Annotated in this window: 11 protein-coding genes; 4 read left to right on the forward strand and 7 right to left on the reverse strand. The window is 67.3% G+C overall.

What is annotated here, in order from left to right:
- Window positions 1–182: 182 nt before the first annotated feature.
- Genes AC5P88_RS07720 through AC5P88_RS07730 form a run of 3 tightly spaced genes read right to left on the reverse strand, consistent with a single transcriptional unit; the run spans window position 183 to window position 7,929 of the window.
- Window positions 183–3,263, reverse strand: a complete 3,081-nt coding sequence (locus AC5P88_RS07720) for an efflux RND transporter permease subunit (RefSeq protein ID WP_495224742.1) — start codon at window positions 3,261–3,263, stop codon at window positions 183–185.
- Window positions 3,260–6,781, reverse strand: a complete 3,522-nt coding sequence (locus AC5P88_RS07725; protein WP_495224743.1) for an efflux RND transporter permease subunit — start codon at window positions 6,779–6,781, stop codon at window positions 3,260–3,262. Before AC5P88_RS07725 ends, AC5P88_RS07720 begins: the two co-directional genes overlap by 4 nt.
- Window positions 6,778–7,929, reverse strand: coding sequence for an efflux RND transporter periplasmic adaptor subunit (locus tag AC5P88_RS07730; RefSeq protein WP_021204157.1), 1,152 nt, complete (start codon window positions 7,927–7,929; stop codon window positions 6,778–6,780). The genes AC5P88_RS07725 and AC5P88_RS07730 overlap by 4 nt, the downstream gene beginning before the upstream one ends.
- Window positions 7,930–8,134: 205 nt before the next feature.
- Here AC5P88_RS07730 and AC5P88_RS07735 point away from each other — a divergent pair, with 205 nt between their 5' ends.
- Complete coding sequence (locus AC5P88_RS07735) at window positions 8,135–8,524, forward strand: c-type cytochrome (RefSeq protein WP_111112400.1); 390 nt, start codon at window positions 8,135–8,137, stop codon at window positions 8,522–8,524.
- 9 nt (window positions 8,525–8,533) lie between these two features.
- Window positions 8,534–8,995 carry a c-type cytochrome gene (locus AC5P88_RS07740; RefSeq protein WP_019661289.1) on the forward strand — a complete coding sequence of 154 codons (462 nt, stop codon included), beginning with the start codon at window positions 8,534–8,536 and terminating at the stop codon, window positions 8,993–8,995.
- A 147-nt stretch (window positions 8,996–9,142) separates the two neighbouring features.
- Here AC5P88_RS07740 and AC5P88_RS07745 read toward each other — a convergent pair whose 3' ends face one another.
- Window positions 9,143–11,023, reverse strand: a complete 1,881-nt coding sequence (locus AC5P88_RS07745) for an ATP-binding cassette domain-containing protein (RefSeq protein WP_111112401.1) — start codon at window positions 11,021–11,023, stop codon at window positions 9,143–9,145.
- Between the two features lie 288 nt (window positions 11,024–11,311).
- A complete protein-coding gene (locus AC5P88_RS07750) occupies window positions 11,312–12,187 on the reverse strand; it encodes a LysR family transcriptional regulator (RefSeq protein WP_495224744.1) in 876 nt (291 codons plus the stop codon).
- Between the two features lie 102 nt (window positions 12,188–12,289).
- Here AC5P88_RS07750 and AC5P88_RS07755 point away from each other — a divergent pair, with 102 nt between their 5' ends.
- Together AC5P88_RS07755 and dbpA are read left to right on the forward strand one after the other, a co-directional pair.
- Window positions 12,290–13,369 (forward strand): YeiH family protein, encoded by a 1,080-nt coding sequence (locus AC5P88_RS07755; protein ID WP_495224745.1) that lies wholly within the window; start codon window positions 12,290–12,292, stop codon window positions 13,367–13,369.
- A gap of 101 nt (window positions 13,370–13,470) precedes the next feature.
- A complete protein-coding gene (dbpA, locus tag AC5P88_RS07760) occupies window positions 13,471–14,847 on the forward strand; it encodes an ATP-dependent RNA helicase DbpA (protein ID WP_106551413.1) in 1,377 nt (458 codons plus the stop codon).
- A 78-nt stretch (window positions 14,848–14,925) separates the two neighbouring features.
- Here the strand turns inward: dbpA and AC5P88_RS07765 are convergent, their stop codons facing one another.
- Window positions 14,926–15,462 (reverse strand): adenine phosphoribosyltransferase, encoded by a 537-nt coding sequence (locus AC5P88_RS07765; RefSeq protein WP_049457836.1) that lies wholly within the window; start codon window positions 15,460–15,462, stop codon window positions 14,926–14,928.
- 594 nt (window positions 15,463–16,056) lie between these two features.
- A complete protein-coding gene (locus AC5P88_RS07770; RefSeq protein WP_495224746.1) occupies window positions 16,057–17,622 on the reverse strand; it encodes a protein adenylyltransferase SelO in 1,566 nt (521 codons plus the stop codon).
- Between the last annotated feature and the right edge of the window lie 26 nt (window positions 17,623–17,648).

Genomic DNA, 17,648 nt, shown 5'->3' on the forward strand with positions numbered 1-17,648 from the left:
GGCGTCTACGCGCGCGACCGGTAGGTGCCAACCTTGGTTGGCACGCGTTACGCCGGCCGCAAAGATCCGCCGAGCATGCCCTGCGCAGAACATCAAAAAAAAGGGGGAGGCCGCCCCACTACGACCGGCCTCCCCCACACCACAACACGTTGTCGCGCATTACGGGCGAGCAAGCTCGACCACTACACCGGGGTACCCGCCACGACCTCCAGACCGCGCGCGCGGCGGATCAGCCGCGTCACGGCATTGCGCAGGTCATCCAGCACTGCGTAGATCGTCGGCAGGAACAGCAGGCTGACCACCGTCGAGAACGCCAGGCCGCCGGCAATCGCGCGCGCCATCGGAGCGTACTCCGGGCCGTTGCCGAACATCTGCGTATTGGTCAACGAGATCGGCACCATCGCCAGGATCGCCGTGCCCATCGTCATCATGATCGGGCGCAATCGCTCGCGTGAGCCCTCCACCAGCGCCTGCGTGCGTCCCATGCCACCGCGCCGCAGGTTGTTGATGTGCTCGATCATCACGATGCCGTTGTTCACCACCACGCCCATCAGCACCAGGATGCCGATGAAGGACATGATCCCGAACGAGGTACCGGTGATCCAGAACAGCCAGAACACGCCGAAGATCGAGAACAGCACGCCACTCATGATTGCCGCCGGGAACAGCAGCGACTCGAACACCGCCGCCATCACCACGTAGATCATCACCAGCGCGATCAACAGGTTGAACACCATCTGCTGCATCGCTTCGTCATCGTTGCCGTAATCGCCGCCATCGAAGGTGTAGCCATAGCCGGCCGGGAAGTTCATCGGCTTGAGCACCGACTCCATCGCCTTGCGGCCATCCGGCGCGGTGACCTTCTCGGCCAGGTTGGCCTTGATGGTCAGCGTGGTCTGGCGGTTGGTGCGGCCGATCTGGGTGGCTGACGAACCGACATCAACGGTGACCAGGCTCAGCAGCGGCACACTGCGGCCATCGCCGGTACGCACGCTGAAACCGGCCAGGTCTTCCGGGCTGCTCTGCTCGGCACCGGCGAAACGCACCCACACCGGCACTTCGTTGTCGCCACGGCGGAACTCGCGCATCGGCGCACCGCGCAGCGCCAGGCCGACGAAGCTGGCCACCTGTTCGGCGTTGAAGCCGAACGCCGCCGCACGTTCGCGGTCGACGCGCACCTTCAGCTCGCCACCCTTTTCACCGTTGTCGATGCGTACATCGCGCAGCTCGGTGCGCTGCGCCAGCAGCGGCACCACCTCCTGGCCGATCTCCTGCAGCATGCTGCTGGAATCGCCGACCAGCTGCACCTGCACGCCCTGGTTGCCGCCACCACCGCCATCGCCGCCCTGGTTGCCGACGAAGTAGTCGGTACGCGCCGACTTCGGCAGGCCCTTGCGCAGTTCTTCCTGCAGTGCCTTGATGTCCTTGGCGTACTTCTCATCCAGGGTGACCACGGTCGAGCTGCCTTCCTGCTCGCTGTACCAGGAATAGACCTGCTTGACGTGCAGGCGTTCACGGTTGGCATCGATCCAGTTCTCCACCCGCGCCACTTCCTCGGACATCTGCCGGTAGGTGTAGGCGCCCTTCCACATGTAGCCGATGAAGATGTCCTTGCCGCCGTCACCACCGAACATGTCGATCTTGGTCAGCTTCATCGGTACCAGGCTGACCAGCACGACAAGCAGAATGCCGAGCAGGCTCCAGCCACGATGGTGCAGCGACCAGTCCAGCAGCCTGGCGTAGCGGCGCTGCAGCCGCGCGATCAGGCCGGTCTGCGAGTGCACCAGCTTGGGCGTGGCCATGCGCGCGGACAGCATCGGGATCAGGCTGACCGCAACCAGCCACGAGGCCAGCAGCGAGACCGAGATGGTGATCGCGATCTGCGCCATGAAGATGCTGATGTTGTTGGTCTCGCCGAACAGGTTCGGCACGAACACGATGCAGTGGCACAGCGTACCGGCGCTGAGCGCGATGGCCACGTTGCGGGTGCCGATGATCGAGGCCAGCCGCGGCTGCCCGGGCATGCGCTCGCGCTCCTGGTAGATGCTCTCCACCACCACCACGGCGTTGTCGACCAGCATGCCCACGGCCAGCAGCAGGCCCATCATGGTCAGGATGTTCAGCGTCACCCCGACGAAGTACATGAAACCCAGGGTGATGGTGAAGCAGATCGGAATGGCCAGGGTCACCATCAGCGTGGACGGCCAATGGCGCAGGAAGAAGAACAGCACGGTGATCGACAGGATCAGGCCCACCGCACCGGCCTCGGCCAGCTCCAGCAGCGAGGAGGTTACCGCCTTGCCCTGGTTGTCGATCACCTTGATCTGCACGTCGCGCATCGACGCTTCGGCACGGATCGCTTCAACCTCCGCCAGCGCCGCGCGCGACACCTCCACCAGGTTGGCACTGCGCTCCTTGAAGATGTCCAGGCCGACCGCCGGGTTGCCGTCCAGGCGCCGCCCGTAGTTCATCCGTGCCGGCTTCAGGCGCACGTCGGCGATGTCGCCCAGGCGCAGGCCCTTGGCGTTGATCACCAGGTCACGCATTTCCTGCAGGTCGGTGATCTCGCCCACCGGCTGCACGCGCACGCGCTGGCCGTTGTCGTCGATCTGCCCGGCCGAGATCGAGAAGTTCAGCGTGCGCAGGCGCTCGCTCAGCTCATTGATGCTCAGGCCGTGCGCGTTGAGCCGGTTCGGGTCGATGGCAATCTCGACTTCGTTCGGCGGCGCGCCGGTGATGTCGACGCGGGCCACACCGGGGATACGCTCGATGCGCCGCTTGAACTCGCGGTCGAGCATGTCATAGGCAGTGGTCAGGTCGGTGGTGCTGGCCAGGCGCACCTTCAGCACCGGCTGGTCGCTGCTGGACCACTTGAACACGTTGTAGCGCTGCAGGTCATCGGGCAGGTCGCTGCGGATCGCATCGATGCGCTCGCGTGCATCGGAGGCGGCGATGGCGATGTCGCGGTCCCAGTCGCTGAACTCGATGAAGATCAACGCCGCTTCGGAGGTGGCCGACGAGCGCATGCGCTTGATGCCGGTCATCGTCGCCAGCGATTCCTCCACCGGGCGGATGATGGTCCGCTCCACTTCCTCCGGCGTCGAACCGGTGTACGGGATCTGCACGAACAGGAACGGCGCGGAGATGTCCGGCAGCGCTTCCAGCGGCAGCCGGAACGAAGCGATCAGGCCGATCACCACCAGCGACACGAAACACATGATGGTGGTGACCGGGCGACGGATGGAGAACTCGGCAACACTCATGCCGGTTCCTCCGCGCCCGCCGCGCTGCCCGCCGCACCCGGCTCGATCTCACCGGCGTGCTTGCGGCCACGCTCGCGGTAATAGGCATCACCGCGGCGATCCATCAGGTCGTACACCACCGGGATCACCAGCAGGGTCAGCAGGGTCGACACCAGCAGGCCACCGATCACGGTGATCGCCATCGGTGCGCGCACTTCGGCACCCTCGCCCATCGCCACCGCCAGCGGCAGGAAGCCGAACAGCGTGCACAGCGTGGTCATGATGATCGGCCGCAGGCGCGAGCGCGCACCTTCCACCAGTGCTTCGTGCTTGGCCACGCCGGCCTCGCGCAGCTGGTTGACCTTGTCGATCAGGATGATCGCGTTCTTGGTGACCAGGCCGACCAGCAGGATCAGGCCGATGAACACCACCACCGAGATGGGCTTGCCGGTCAGCATCAGTGCCAGGATCGCGCCGACCAGTGCCAGCGGGATGGTGAACAGGATCACGAACGGATGCAGCAGCGACTCGAACTGCGAGGCCATCACCAGGTAGACCAGGAAGATCGCCAGGCCGAAGGCGAAGATCAGCGACTTCGCCGCCTGCGCCAGCTCCTCACCCTGGCCGCCGATATGCAGGCCGACGCCTGCGCCCAGCGGTTGTTCGGCCACCATCTGCTGCACTTCGCGCATGGCCGCGCCCAGATCGATATCGCGCAGGTTGGCTGAGACCACGGCGACGCGGGTCTGGTCGGCGCGATGGATCTCGCTGGGGCCGGTGGTGGCGACCACGTCGGCCACCGCGTCCAGCGTGACCGGGCGGGTGCTGCCCGGATTGACGATCAACCGGCGGATGCTCTCCACGCTGGCACGGTCGCCCTCCTGGGCACGCACCAGCACGTCGATCTTGCGGTCACGGAAGCTGTAGCGGGTGGCTACATCGCCGCGCACCTTCTTCACCACCACATCGGCGATCTGTCGGGTGGTCAGGCCCAGTGCACCGGCACGCTCCTGGTCGAAGCGGATCTGGATTTCCGGGAAGCCCTCTTCCACCGTCGACTTCACGTCGGCGTAGTGCGCATTGCCACGCAGCATCGCCGCCAGGCGCTGGCCAGCCACTTCCAGCGTCGCCATGTCCTGCCCGCGCAGCTCGATTTCCAGCGGCGTGGAGAAGCTGAACAACGCCGGCCGCGCGAAGTCGACCTGTGCGCCCGGATGCTGGCCCATGGTGTCACGCAGGCGCTCGGTGATCTCCGCTTCGGTACGCGCGTTGCCACCGCCTTCCATCACCACGGTCAGCTTGCCGATGTTCTCGCCGCTCTCGGTCGGGCTGGCATCCAGGCGGGTGCCACTGCCACTGACGCCGTACAGCGACGCCACGCCCTCGCCGTTGCCGTGGGCCAGCTGCAGCTCGCGCACCAGCGCATCGGTCTGCTTCAGCGGCGTGCCGGCCGGCAGCTTCACCGTCATTTCGAAGCGGTCCTGTGCCAGCTGCGGGATCAGGTCGGCACCGAGCATCGGCACCAGCGCCATGGTCGCCACGAAGATGATCGTGGCCACGCCCAGCACCTTGCCCGGATGGGCCAGCGCGCTCGGCAGCAGGCGCAGGTAGCCGCGCTCGGCACCGGCGTAGGGCTTCATTGCCAGGTCGCTGGCCTTGCGCATGACCGGGCCGACCACCGCCACCACGCCACGCCACGCGCGCACCACCAGCCAGGCCAGCGCGTAGAAGCTCCAGCGCGCGGTTGCGACGGCACCACGACGGCCCAGTGCGACCGGCTTCTGCCAGCGGTTCTGCGGCTGCCACGGCTCGTTCGGTGCTTCTTCCGGGAACGCCAGCGGTGGCCGTCCCTTCAGCGAGCTCAGCATCGGAATCAGGGTCATCGACACCAGAAGCGAGATCGCAATGGCGATCGCCACGGTCAGTGCCTGGTCGCGGAACAGCTGGCCGGCGATGCCGTCGACGAACACCAGCGGCAGGAACACCGCGATGGTGGTCAGGGTCGAGGCGACCACCGCCATGCTCACTTCGCGGGTACCGGCAATCGCCGCCTGCAGGATGCCGAGGCCGCGCTCGCGGGCCTTGGCGATGCTCTCCAGCACCACGATCGAATCGTCCACCACCAGGCCGGTGGCCAGTGCCAGGCCGCCCAGCGACATCACGTTCAGGCTCAGGCCGAGCTGGCCCATGAAGAAGAACGTGGCGATGATCGAGACCGGCAGCGACAGGCTGATCACGAACGTGCTCCAGCCATCACGCAGGAACAGGAAGATGATCAGGATCGCCAGCAGGCCGCCGATCACTGCATCCTTCTTGACGTCGGCGATGGCGTGCTCGATGAAGCGCGACTGGTCCTCGATGGTGGTCATCTCGACATCGGACGGGAACGTGCCCTTGATCTGCTCCAGGCGCTTGCGCAGCGCTTCGGCGGTGGACACGGTGTTGGCATCGCCTTCCTTGTAGATGGCCAGTTCAACCGATTCCTTGCCGCCCAGGCGGATCACCGCTTCGCGTTCCTTGTAGCCCTGGCGCACGGTGGCCACATCCTTCAGGCGCACCGGCACACCGTTGGCGACCACGCTGGAGCCACCGCCGGACGATGCGCTCTGCGCCGCCGAGGCCGCCGCGATGGCGGCCGCCGAACCGGTCGACGCGGCGATGTTGAACATCTGCTGCAGCGCCGAGTCGGCCGCGCTGCCGTTCGACGCCTGGGTGGTGACCAGCAGGTTGCGGATCTCCTCCAGGTCGGCGAACTGGTTGACGGTGCGCACCAGGAAGCGCTGCGAACCCTCCTCCAGGCGACCGCCGGAGATGTTGATGTTCTCGTCCTTCAGGCGCTTGATGACGGTGTCGATCGGCAGGTTCAGCTGCGCCAGCTTCTGCTGGTCGATGTCGACCTGGATCTCGTCTTCCAGGCCGCCGCCGACCTTGACCGCCGCCACGCCGGTGACCGGCTCCAGCTTCTTTTTCAGGTCTTCATCGGCATAGCGGCGCAGGCCGGTCAGCTCGCGGATCGCATCGGCATCGGTGGCCGGCGCGTCCTTGCTCGACAGCACCAGGCGCATGATCGGCTCGGTGGACGGATTGAAGCGCAGCAGCACCGGGGCCTTGGCCTCCAGTGGCAGGTTCAGCGCCTCCATCTTGTCGCGCACCTCCAGGCTGGCCTGGTCCATGTTGGTGCCCCAGGCGAACTCCAGCACCACGTCGCTCTGGCCGGTGCGCGAGACCGACTTCAGCTTGCGCAGGTTCTTGACCACGCCCACCGCTTCTTCGACCGGCTGGGTGATCAGGGTTTCGATTTCGGTCGGCGCCGCACCGGTGTACTCGGTGCGCACGGTCAGCGTCGGGTAGCTCAGGTCAGGCAGCAGGTTGACCTTGAGGTTGCCCAGCGCGATCAGCCCGAACAGCAGCAGGGTGACCGTGCACATGGCAATGGTCACGCGGCGGCGGGTGGCGAATTCCACCAGGCCGCCGCGCATGCCGGCGGCGGCGCCGTCGCTCGCCGGCGAGGCACCGTGGTCGTGGCCCGGGGCGGTCATTGCTTGCTCCCGGCCTTGTCCGCCGGCTTGGCGGCCGCTGCAACCGTCTTCGCCTTTGCCTTCGGATCGGCGATCACCTGCACCGCGGTACCGTCGCGCAGCGCGACCTTGCCGGCGGTGACCACCTGATCACCGGCCGCCAGGCCATCACGGATCTCCACCCACGGGCCCTCGGCGTAACCCAGCTTGACCGGAACGCGTGCGACCTTGCCTTCGCGCACCCGGAACACCGCCGGCTCACCGTCGTCGAGCAGCGCCAGGCGCGGCACCACAAGTGCATCGGCACGCTGGTCGTAATCGATGCGGATGCGCCCGAACATGCCGGGCTGCAGCGCGTGGGCGGCGCCATCGAAGGCACTGACCACGCGAAACGTGCCGCTGCCCGAATCCACCACCGGCGCGATGCGGTCGACGGTGCCGGTGAAGCTCTGGCCCGGCAGTGCATCGGCGGCCAACGTTACCGGCTGGCCGGCACGCAGCGTGGCCAGTTCGCGCTCGGGCACGTTGAGGGTGGCTTCCAGGCGCGAGTTGTCGACGATGCGGAAGATCGGCGTGTTGATCTGCACGAAATTGCCGGTCTTGATCGAGCGCGAGGCGATCACGCCGGAGATCGGCGCCACCACCGTGGTGTAGGACAGTTCCAGCGTCGCCAGGCGGTACTGCGCGCGGACGTTTTCCAGATCAAAGCGCAGCTGGTCGACATCGGCGGCACTGACCATCTGCTGGCCAACCAGTTTCTGGGCGCGCTGGTAGTTGTTTTCCAGCTTGCGCATCTGCGCTTCGCTCTGGGCAACAGCCAGGCGTGCGCGGTCCGGGTCCAGGCGTACCAGCGGCTGGCCAGCGGTCACCCGCTGGCCTTCCTCGACCAGCACCGCCAGCGCCACGCCGGAGGTCTTGGCGACCACCTGCGATTCGGCGCGCGGCTCCAGCGCAGCGGTTCCGGTGTAGCTGGCCGCGACCGCACGGTGGCTGGCCACCGCCACTTCGACCGGCACCGCGTCGACCTTCTTCTCCTCCTTGGTCTCGGCGGCCTTGGCTTCGGAATTGGGCCCTGCGGCGCAACCGCCCAGCAGCAGGGAGGTGGAGATCAGCAGTGCGGCGGCACAGATTCCGCTGCGACGGCCGGACAGGAAGGTTGGATGCGACATCGTCAGGTCCCTGGAGGATGCGTGGACAGGTGTGGTAGCAAAGTAATGCACCACTTCACGGCCACACCATATCCCAAAGGTCATGGTGCCTTCACGCCACCGGTCGGACCGACCCCATTTCAGCTAGATGAAACCTGAGGCTATACTCGGGTCGTTCCGTACCCCACGCCGGAACGACCAGACCCGAATCCCCGGAAACGACACCATGCGCCCGCAGCCGCTCGCCGCTTGTCTCGCTCTGGCCGTCCTCCTGCCCCTTGGGGCCGCCGCACAGCCCGCTCCTGCTCCTGCCACACCCGCTCCGGCCCCGGCTGCTGCCGCTGCGCCGGCGCCTGCCGCGCCCACCGGCAACTTCGACAATGGCCGCGTGCTGGCCTACACCTGCCAGGGGTGCCACGGCATCACCGGCTACAAGAACGCCTACCCCAGCTACCGGGTGCCGAAGATCGGCGGCCAGACCCAGCAGTACCTGGCCCAGGCCCTGACCGAGTACCGCCAGGGCAAGCGCCGGCATCCGACGATGCAGGCGCAGTCGATGAGCTTCAGCGAACAGGAGATCGCCGATCTCTCTGTTTACCTGTCCACCGTCAAGTAAGGCCCGCCCATGTCGAAAGCCGCGCATCCGATGCGTCATGCCATCGCCCTGTCCGTTGCCCTGCTGCTGGCCGCCTGTTCGCAGTCGCAGGTGGAAAACAGCGAGAAATCCGCCGCCGACCCGGGCCATGCCAGCGGCGAACACGGCTCTTCCTCTTCGGCTGGCCTGCCTGCAGGCCGCGAGGCCGCCGGCGAAGCCCGCGCCAAGGTGAAGGGCAAGGCCACCAACCAGAGCTGCATCGACTGCCACGGGGCCGACGGCAATGCGCCGATCGACCCAACCTATCCGAAGCTCGGTGGGCAGTACGGCGACTACCTGGCGCACGCGCTGCAGGCCTACCGCGCCGGTGACCGCCAGCACATGCTGATGACGCCGCAGGCGAAGGACCTGAGCGATCAGGACATCGCCGATCTGGCGGCGTATTTCGGCAGCCGGCCGAGCCAGCTGCGGGATCTGCACGGGGTTAAATGACCGCTGCCCCCCCCCGGTGGGTGCGGAATCCGCTTTGGTGGGTGCGGACCTAGGTCCGCACGGGTGCCCCCATCCACGCATGGCGTGGATCTACCAGACACCCGCATTGGTAGGTGCGGACCGCTGGTCCGCATGAACCCGGCAGACTCAGCCTTCCAGTTCTTCCCAGCGCGCGTACGCGGCATCCAGCTCGGCCTGCACCTTGGCCAGCTGCTGGGTGTGCGCGGTCACTTCGGCGCTGCTGCGGGTGTAGAACGACGGGTCGTTCATCGCCGAGGTCAGCCCTTCGACATCGCCTTCCAGCTTTTCGATGGTCTTCGGCAGCTGCTCCAGTTCGCGTGCTTCCTTGTAGGCCAGCTTGCGCTTGGGTGCCGCCTGAGCAGCTGCCGGCGCGGCAGGTGCAGCGACCGCCGGCTTGGCCGCAGGGGCCGCGGCAGGCGCTGCGATGCTGGCCGCATAACGCTGCCAGTCGCTGTAACCACCCACGTACTCGCCGATCACGCCATCGCCTTCCATCACCAGCGTGGAGGTCACCACGTTGTCGATGAAGTCACGATCGTGGCTGACCAGCAGCAGCGTGCCGGTGTACTCGCCCAGCAGCTCTTCCAGCAGCTCCAGCGTTTCCACGTCCAGGTCGTTGGTCGGTTCGTCCATCACCAGCAGGTTGGACGGCTGCGCGAACAGCTTGGCCAGCAGCAGGCGGTTGCGCTCGCCGCCGGACAGGCGGGTGATCGGCGCACGCGCACGTTCCGGGGTAAACATGAAGTCCTGCAGGTAGGCATGCACGTGCTTGCGCTTGCCGTTGAACTCGAGGAAATCGCGGCCTTCGGCCACGTTCTCGATCGCGCTCCAGTCCTCGCGCAGCACCGCACGGTACTGATCGAAGTAGGCGATCTGCAGATTGGTACCGGCGTTGACCTCGCCCTTGGCCGGCTGCAGCTCGCCCAGCAGCAGCTTCAGCAGCGTGGTCTTGCCGCTGCCGTTGGGGCCGATCAGGCCGATGCGGTCGCCACGCAGGATGGTGGTGGTGAAGTCGCGGACCATGGTGCGCTCGCCGAAGGCGAACGAAATGTCCTTGACGTCGATGACCTTCTTGCCGGAGCTGACGCCCTGCGCGGCTTCCATCTTGACGTTGCCACTGAGATCGCGGCGCTGCGAACGCTCGGTGCGCATCGCCTTCAGGCGGCGCACGCGGCCTTCGTCGCGGGTGCGGCGGGCCTTGATGCCCTGGCGGATCCACACTTCTTCCTGCGCCAGCAGCTTGTCGAAGCGCGCGTTTTCCTGCGCCTGCGCGTTGAGGCGTTCCTCGCGGCGGCGCTCGTAGTTGGCCCAGTCGCCCGGCCAGCTGGTGACCTGGCCGCGGTCGATCTCGACGATGCGGGTGGCCAGTGCACGCAGGAAGCGGCGATCATGGGTGACGAACACCACGCTGCCGCTCCAGCCCTTCAGGAACGCCTCGAGCCAGTCGATGGCTTCGATGTCCAGATGGTTGGTCGGTTCGTCCAGCAGCAGCACATCCGGGCTGGAGACCAGTGCACGGGCGAGCAGCACGCGGCGCTTCATGCCGCCGGACAGGCGGCCGAACTCGGCCTCGCCGTCGAGGTCGAGCTTGGTCAGGGTTTCGCTGACGCGCTGGTCCAGGCCCCAGCCGTTGGCGGCATCGATCTTGGCCTGCACATTGCCGAGGGCTTCGCCATCGAACACCTCGGCATGGCTGAGGTGGTGGAATTCGGCCAGCCACTGGCCCAGTTCGCCGAGGCCATCGGCGACGACGTCGAACACCGAGCCGGCGGCGCCGTGAGGCACCTCCTGCTCCAGGCGGGTGACGCGCACGCCCTGCTGCACGCGTACTTCACCGTCATCGGGCTTGTGGTCGCCGGACAGCAGCTTGAGCAGGGTGGATTTGCCGGCGCCGTTGCGGCCGATCAGGGCGATGCGTTCGCCCGGCTCGATCGACAGTTCGGCCTTTTCCAGCAACAACGGGCCGCCGACGCTGAAGTCGACGTTCTGCAGAGTAATCAGAGGCATCCGCATATTGTACGGGTTGGGGGCGTCGGCCGGGTTGCACCCGGCACCCGCAGAGGCAACGGCCGCAGCCAAAGCAACGTCAAAAGCTGGTTTCCTGTGGGATGGCGGGATGGGTCCGGTTGCGGGGGACGCTGCAAGTACGTCCATGTAAGCTCGGTCGCCGCATCCATGCGGCTCACGCCCCCGCAACCGGACCCACCCCGCCTTCGACAATTTCCTGCGATCTGCCGTGACGGCATTCTGCTCTGGTGGGTGTCGACCTTGGTCGACACATGGGAATCTGATGAATTACCCCACCTCCCCCAACAACGCCTGCAGGCCCGGCAGCCAGTGCTTGCCGGGGTGGCGCACCAGCCACAGGGTGCGCTGCAGGTCGGGCAGCGGGGTCTCGAGCACGCGCAGGCGGCCGAGGGCCAAGGGTTCTTCCAGCGCGTGGCGCGACAGACAGGCCAGGCCGAGGCCGGCGATCGCGGCCTGCTTGATCGCTTCGGTATTGCCCAGCTGCAGGGTCTGGGCGAAGCCACGCAGATGCGGCAACAACGCCTGCTCCACCGCCTCGCGGGTGCCGGAGCCGGGCTCACGCAGCAGCCAGCGGGCGCGGCGCAGTTCATCCAGTGACCAGCGCGCGGGGGCATCGGCGGCAGCGACGATCACCAGCGGATCCTGCTGCCAGGCCGCGACCTGCAGGCCACGTTCGTGGCAGGGGCCTTCAATCAGGCCGGCGTCGACGTCCAAGCGCTGCACGGCGGCGACAACGCCGGCACTGTTGTCGATGCGCAGATCAACCTCGGCCTGCGGCGCCTGGCGCAGCAGCTCGGCGATGCGCGGTGGCAGCAGGTAGTTGCCGATGGTGGTACTGGCCGCCAGTACCAGCCGCAGCGGTGCGCCCTGCGCCGGGTCGCCGCCTGCGGCCAGCTGCCGCTCCAGGTCGGCGGCGTTGACCAGCAGCGTGCGGGCAGGCTCCAGCAGCGCGCGGCCGTGCCCGTTCAGCGCCAGGCGGCGGCCGATGCGGTCGAACAGCGGGGTCCCGAAGTGTGCCTCCAGCTCCTGCAGGGCGGCGCTGCTGGCCGACTGCGAAAGCGCGATGGCCTGGCCCGCAGCGGTGGTGCTGCCGTGATCGGCGATGGCGACGAAGACCTGCAGCTGGCGCAAGGTCAGGCGCATGGCGCTTACCTTCTAGATGGGTAGGTTTCACCCATATTATTCGTTTTACAGGTCATCGTCTGAGGCGCACGCTTGCCCCATCCCTCCAGCCCTGCCCCTGCCATGAACGCCCCCGCCCTCTCCCCCTGGTCCCTGCCCGCCCTGCGCCAGCGCTGGCAGCCGCGCCTGCCCGGCCTGCTGCTGGTCGGCCTGGTCGCGGCGGCGTCGCTGTACCTGGCCGAGCTGCCCTGGCTGCAGGCGCATGGCCTGAGCGCACTGACCGTGGCCATCGTGGCCGGCATCGTGGTCGGCAACACCTTCTATCCGCGGCTGGCACCGAGCAGCGCGGCCGGTGTTGGTTTCTCCAAGCACTGGCTGCTGCGCGCCGGCATCGTGCTGTACGGCCTGCGCCTGACCTTCCAGGACATCGGACATGTCGGTGTCAGCGGCGTGCTGATGGACGTGCTGGTGGTTGCCAGCACCTTCGGCCTGGCCTGCTGGCTGGGCGTGCGCGTGTTCAAGATGGAACGCGAGGCTGCGATGCTGATCGGCGCCGGCAGCGCAATCTGCGGCGCAGCGGCCGTGATGGCCGCCGAACCGGTGGTGCGTGGCCGTGCGGCGCAGGTGACGGTGGCGGTCTCTACGGTGGTGGTGTTCGGCACGCTGGCGATGTTCCTGTATCCGGCGTTGTACGCGCTGGTGCAATCGCACGGCTGGCTGGCGATGGACGCGCGGCAGTACGGCCTGTTCACCGGTGCGACGGTGCACGAAGTGGCGCAGGTGGTGGCCGCCGGCCGTGCGGTGAACGAAGCCGCCGCCGATACCGCGGTGATCACCAAGATGGTGCGGGTGATGCTGCTGGCGCCGTTCCTGATCGCGTTGTCGCTGTGGCTGGCGCGTAGCGGCAAGGCCAGCGCCAACGGCAACAAGGCGCGCATCGTGGTGCCGTGGTTCGCGTTCGGTTTCGTGGCGGTGGCCGGGTTCAACTCGCTGCATCTGCTGCCGGCCGGCCTGCAGGCGGGGCTGGTGCAGCTGGACACCGTACTGCTGGCGATGGCGATGGCCGCGCTGGGCCTGACCACCCACGTCTCGGCGCTGCGCCAGGCGGGCCTGAAGCCGCTGCTGCTGGCGCTGATCCTGTTCGCCTGGCTGCTGTTCGGTGGCCTGGCGATTCACCAGGGCGTGCTGGCGGTGCTGGGCTGAGGGCAGTGCCGACCAACGGTCGGCACCCACCCGTAGATCCACGCCATGCGTGGATGAAGGCCCCGGAGCAGGACCGGCCGCGCAGGCAGGTACAATGCGCCATGACTGACTTCTCGACCCTGCCGCTGAGCCCGGCCCTGCAGCCCGGCCTGGATGCCCTCGGCTACACCACTCTCACCCCCGTGCAGGCGCAGAGCCTGCCGGCCATCCTCGATGGCCGCGATGTGATCGCACAGGCGCCGACCGGCAGCGGCAAGACCGCCGCCTTCGGCCTGGGCCTGCTGCAGTCCATCGACCCCAGCCTGATCCGCGTGCAGGCGTTGGTGCTGTGCCCGACCCGCGAACTGGCCGACCAGGTCGGCAAGCAGATCCGCAAGCTGGCCACCGGCATCCCCAACCTGAAGCTGTTGCTGCTGGTGGGCGGCGTGCCGCTCGGCCCACAGCTGGCATCCCTGGAAGGCCATGACCCGCACGTGGTGGTCGGTACCCCCGGCCGCGTGCAGGAACTGGCGCGCAAGCGCGCGCTGAATCTTGGCGCGGTGCGCACGCTGGTACTTGATGAGGCCGACCGCATGCTCGACATGGGCTTCGAGGAGCCGATCCGCGAGATCGCCGGCCGCACCCACAAGGACCGCCAGAGCCTGCTGTTCTCCGCCACCTTCCCCGACAGCATCCGCGCCATGGCGCGTGACCTGCTGCGCGATGCGGTGGAAGTGACCGTGGAAGGCGCCGACCAGGCACCGGCCATCCGCCACATGTTCTGCGAAGTGGAACCGGCGCACCGCCAGAAGGCGCTGGCCGGCCTGCTGCTGAAGTACACGCCGGAATCGGCGGTGGTGTTCTGCAACACCCGCAAGGACGTGGACGAAGTGGCGAACTCGCTGCAGCAGTTCGGCTTCTCCGCACTCGCCCTGCACGGCGACATGGAGCAGCGCGACCGCGAGGAAGTCTTGCTGTTGCTGGCCAACCGCAGCTGCAACGTACTGGTCGCCAGCGACGTGGCCGCACGTGGCCTGGACGTGGAAGAACTGGCCGCGGTGATCAACTACGAGTTGCCGACCGACGTGGAGAGCTACCAGCACCGCGTGGGCCGTACCGGCCGTGCCGGTGCCAGTGGCCTGGCGATCAGCCTGGTGGCCGGCCGCGAAAAGACCCGCGCCGAAGCCATCGAAGCGCAGATGGGGCAACCGCTGGATTGGCAGAAGACGCCGTTGGCGACCGCGCGCCCGGCCGAGCTGCCGCAGGCCGCGATGCGCACGCTGCGCATCGACGGTGGCAAGACCGACAAGCTGCGCCCGGGCGACATCCTCGGTGCACTGACCGGCGACGCCGGCCTGTCGAGCAAGTTCATCGGCAAGATCGCGATCTTCCCGACCCGTTCCTACGTGGCGATCGCGCGTGAGCAGGCCAACAAGGCCGTGGCAAAGCTGGAAGCCGGCAAGATCAAGGGCCGTCGCTTCCGCGTGCGGATGATGTGATTGGCAAGGTGGTCGCCGGGCATGGCCCGGCGCTACCTGCATGCCGTGTGTAGCGCCGGGCCACGCCCGGCGACAGACTCAGAACACCAGTTCGGTGTGCAGCGGCAGGTCCGCTTCCCAGCGCGCACGGCCGCCAAGGCCGTCGAGTTCGACCAGTACACCGGCGCCGACCACGTCAACGCCCAGGCGGCGCACCAGCGACAAGGCAGCGACCAGCGTGCCGCCGGTGGCCAGCACGTCATCGATGATCGCCACGCGCGCGCCGGCCGGCAGCGCATCGGCATGCACTTCGATGCAGTCGCTGCGGTATTCCAGCGTGTATTCCTCGCGCAGCACCTGGCCAGGCAGCTTGCCCGGCTTGCGCACCGGCACGAAGCCCACGCCCAGCTCCAGCGCCATCGCGGCGCCAAGGATGAAGCCACGCGATTCGATGCCCACCACCGCGTCCAGCTTCTGGTCGCGCCAACGGTCGGCCATCGCGGTGATGGCACCGCGGAAGTCCTCGCCGTGGGCGAGCAGCGGCATGATGTCCTTGAAGAGGATGCCGGGCTTGGGGAAGTCGGCGATGTCGCGCAGGCGGGAGGCCCACTGCGGAGCGACGAGGGCGTCGGTCATGTCACGTTGGCTATCTGATGGCGGCATAGGGTACCTGTTCCGGGCGCCGGCTGCCTGTTGGGGGTGTTCGGCAGGGCTGCGCCCGGCACCTGCAGAGGCCACCGCGCAAGCAAAAGCGAAAGCAAAAGCCGCATTCCGAGGGATGGCGGGGTGGGTCCGGTTGCGGGGGCCGCTGCAAGTACATCCATGTAAGCTCGGTCGCCGCATCCATGCGGCTCACGCCCCCGCAACCGGACCCACCCCGCCTTCGACAGGTTCCTGCGATCTGTCGTAGATCCACGCCATGCGTGGATGAATCTCCGTCGAAATCGAATATTTCGAGAATTGAACGAAGAGCATCCACGCATGGCGTGGATCTACCGTGTCGACCAAGGTCGACACCTTCCCACAGCAGCGGGAATCTGTCGGAGGTGGGGCGGTGTGGGGCTGCAGGACCGTTGGCGCCATGGATGGCGCCATCGAGCCCCCAGGGACGGGTTTACGGCGTGTCCTGCAGCCCCACACCGCCCCGCCAGACCATCAGCAATCCAGAGCCGCTTTGGCTTCGGCTGTTGCCTCTGCGGGTGCAGGGCGCAGCCCTGCCGAACCCCACTCTCAGGAACTGCAGGACAGCATCGAGCAGCCGGCGCGGTTGTCGGCCCAGGCCGGGCGCTTGCCGGCAAAGTGCTCGAGCCCGGCACGCTCGGTGTATGGATCACGCAGTACATCCTGCAACGCATGAACACCGCCGAGGTCGCCCTGTTCGGCGCGATCGATGGCCTCCTGCGCCAGCCAGTTGCGCAGCACGTACAGCGGATTGGCCGCGGCCATCTTCGCCGTGCGCTCGCTGGCCGACAGCGGATCCACGCGCAGCCGCGCTGCGTAATCCTGCAGCCACTGCTGCAACGGTGCCTGCACCGACTGCTGGCGTGCCTCGTCGTAGTACACCGCGTCCAGCACCGTTGCGTCCGGTGCCGCTGGATCGATGCGCATCAGCGCGCGCCAGGCCAGGGTCATGTCCATCGCGCCGTCCTGCATCAGCTGCTGCCAGCGCAGGTAGAGCTGCAGGTCTTCATCATCCGCCGCAGCCAGGCCGAGCTTGGCTGCGGCATCGCGACGGGTGCAGGCGACGAACGTGGACTGGTACGCGGCCAATCCTGCCTGCAACGGTTCGACATCGGCAAACAACGGTGACAACGCCTGTGCCAATCGGCTCAGGTTCCAGTACGCCACCTGCGGCTGTGTACCGAAGCGATAGCGCCGGCCTTGGGCATCGGTGGTGTTCGGTGTCCAGTCCGGATCGAAGTCCTCGACCCAGCCATAGGGGCCGTAGTCCAACGTCAGGCCGAGCACGGACAGGTTGTCGGTGTTCATCACGCCATGCACGAAGCCGACGCGCATCCAGTGCGCGATCATCTCGGCGGTGCGCACCGCGATCTGCGCAAACCAGTCGCCGTACAGCGCCTCACCCTGCCCTTCGAGCTCCGGGAAGTCGCGGGCGATGCAGGCGTCGACCAACTGCTGAAGCAGCGCGGTTTCGCCGCGTGACGCTGGCAACTCGAATGAACCAAAGCGCAGGAACGAGGGCGATACCCGGCAAACGATCGCGCCGGGCTCGGCACGCGGGTGGCCGTCATAGAACATGTCGCGCACCACGTCTTCGCCGGTGCCGACCAGCGACAGCGTACGCGTGGTCGGCACGCCCAGGTGATGCATCGCTTCGCTGCACAGGAATTCGCGGATCGATGAGCGCAGCACTGCGCGACCATCGGCGCCACGCGAATACGGCGTGGGGCCCGCCCCCTTCAGCTGCAGCTCCCAATGACGGCCATCGGGTGCGACCAGTTCGCCCAGCGAGATCGCGCGGCCGTCGCCGAGCTGCCCGGCCCATTGGCCGAACTGATGGCCGCCGTAATTGGCTGCCCACGGCTGCATGCCGGCGTACAGCGCGTTGCCGCCGAACACACGCGCAAAGCCTTCGCTCTCGACCTCGGTGGTGTCGAAGCCGAGCATCGTGGCAACGTCCGGCGACCAGGCCAGCAGCGTGGGGGCTGCCACCGGCGTCGGCATCACCGGCGACCAGGCGGCGCCCAGTACTTCGCGGCGGCGCGGGCCGGATTCTGAATCACCCGGCAGGGCATGCAGCAGGCGGTTGTCGAAACGGGGGCTGTCGGTATCCATGGCGTTGAAGATGGGGGCGACCGCCG

Source organism: Stenotrophomonas sp. YJH_SMC_8 (assembly GCF_059371315.1).

What these genes read in the sequence shown, in the direction of transcription:
- AC5P88_RS07720 (WP_495224742.1), bottom strand. Translation starts at nt 3,263, where the DNA reads ATGAGTGTTGCCGAGTTCTCCATCCGTCGCCCGGTCACCACCATCATG.
- AC5P88_RS07725 (WP_495224743.1), bottom strand. Translation starts at nt 6,781, where the DNA reads ATGACCGCCCCGGGCCACGACCACGGTGCCTCGCCGGCGAGCGACGGC.
- AC5P88_RS07730 (WP_021204157.1), bottom strand. Translation starts at nt 7,929, where the DNA reads ATGTCGCATCCAACCTTCCTGTCCGGCCGTCGCAGCGGAATCTGTGCC.
- AC5P88_RS07735 (WP_111112400.1), top strand. Translation starts at nt 8,135, where the DNA reads ATGCGCCCGCAGCCGCTCGCCGCTTGTCTCGCTCTGGCCGTCCTCCTG.
- AC5P88_RS07740 (WP_019661289.1), top strand. Translation starts at nt 8,534, where the DNA reads ATGTCGAAAGCCGCGCATCCGATGCGTCATGCCATCGCCCTGTCCGTT.
- AC5P88_RS07745 (WP_111112401.1), bottom strand. Translation starts at nt 11,023, where the DNA reads ATGCCTCTGATTACTCTGCAGAACGTCGACTTCAGCGTCGGCGGCCCG.
- AC5P88_RS07750 (WP_495224744.1), bottom strand. Translation starts at nt 12,187, where the DNA reads ATGCGCCTGACCTTGCGCCAGCTGCAGGTCTTCGTCGCCATCGCCGAT.
- AC5P88_RS07755 (WP_495224745.1), top strand. Translation starts at nt 12,290, where the DNA reads ATGAACGCCCCCGCCCTCTCCCCCTGGTCCCTGCCCGCCCTGCGCCAG.
- dbpA (WP_106551413.1), top strand. Translation starts at nt 13,471, where the DNA reads ATGACTGACTTCTCGACCCTGCCGCTGAGCCCGGCCCTGCAGCCCGGC.
- AC5P88_RS07765 (WP_049457836.1), bottom strand. Translation starts at nt 15,462, where the DNA reads ATGACCGACGCCCTCGTCGCTCCGCAGTGGGCCTCCCGCCTGCGCGAC.
- AC5P88_RS07770 (WP_495224746.1), bottom strand. Translation starts at nt 17,622, where the DNA reads ATGGATACCGACAGCCCCCGTTTCGACAACCGCCTGCTGCATGCCCTG.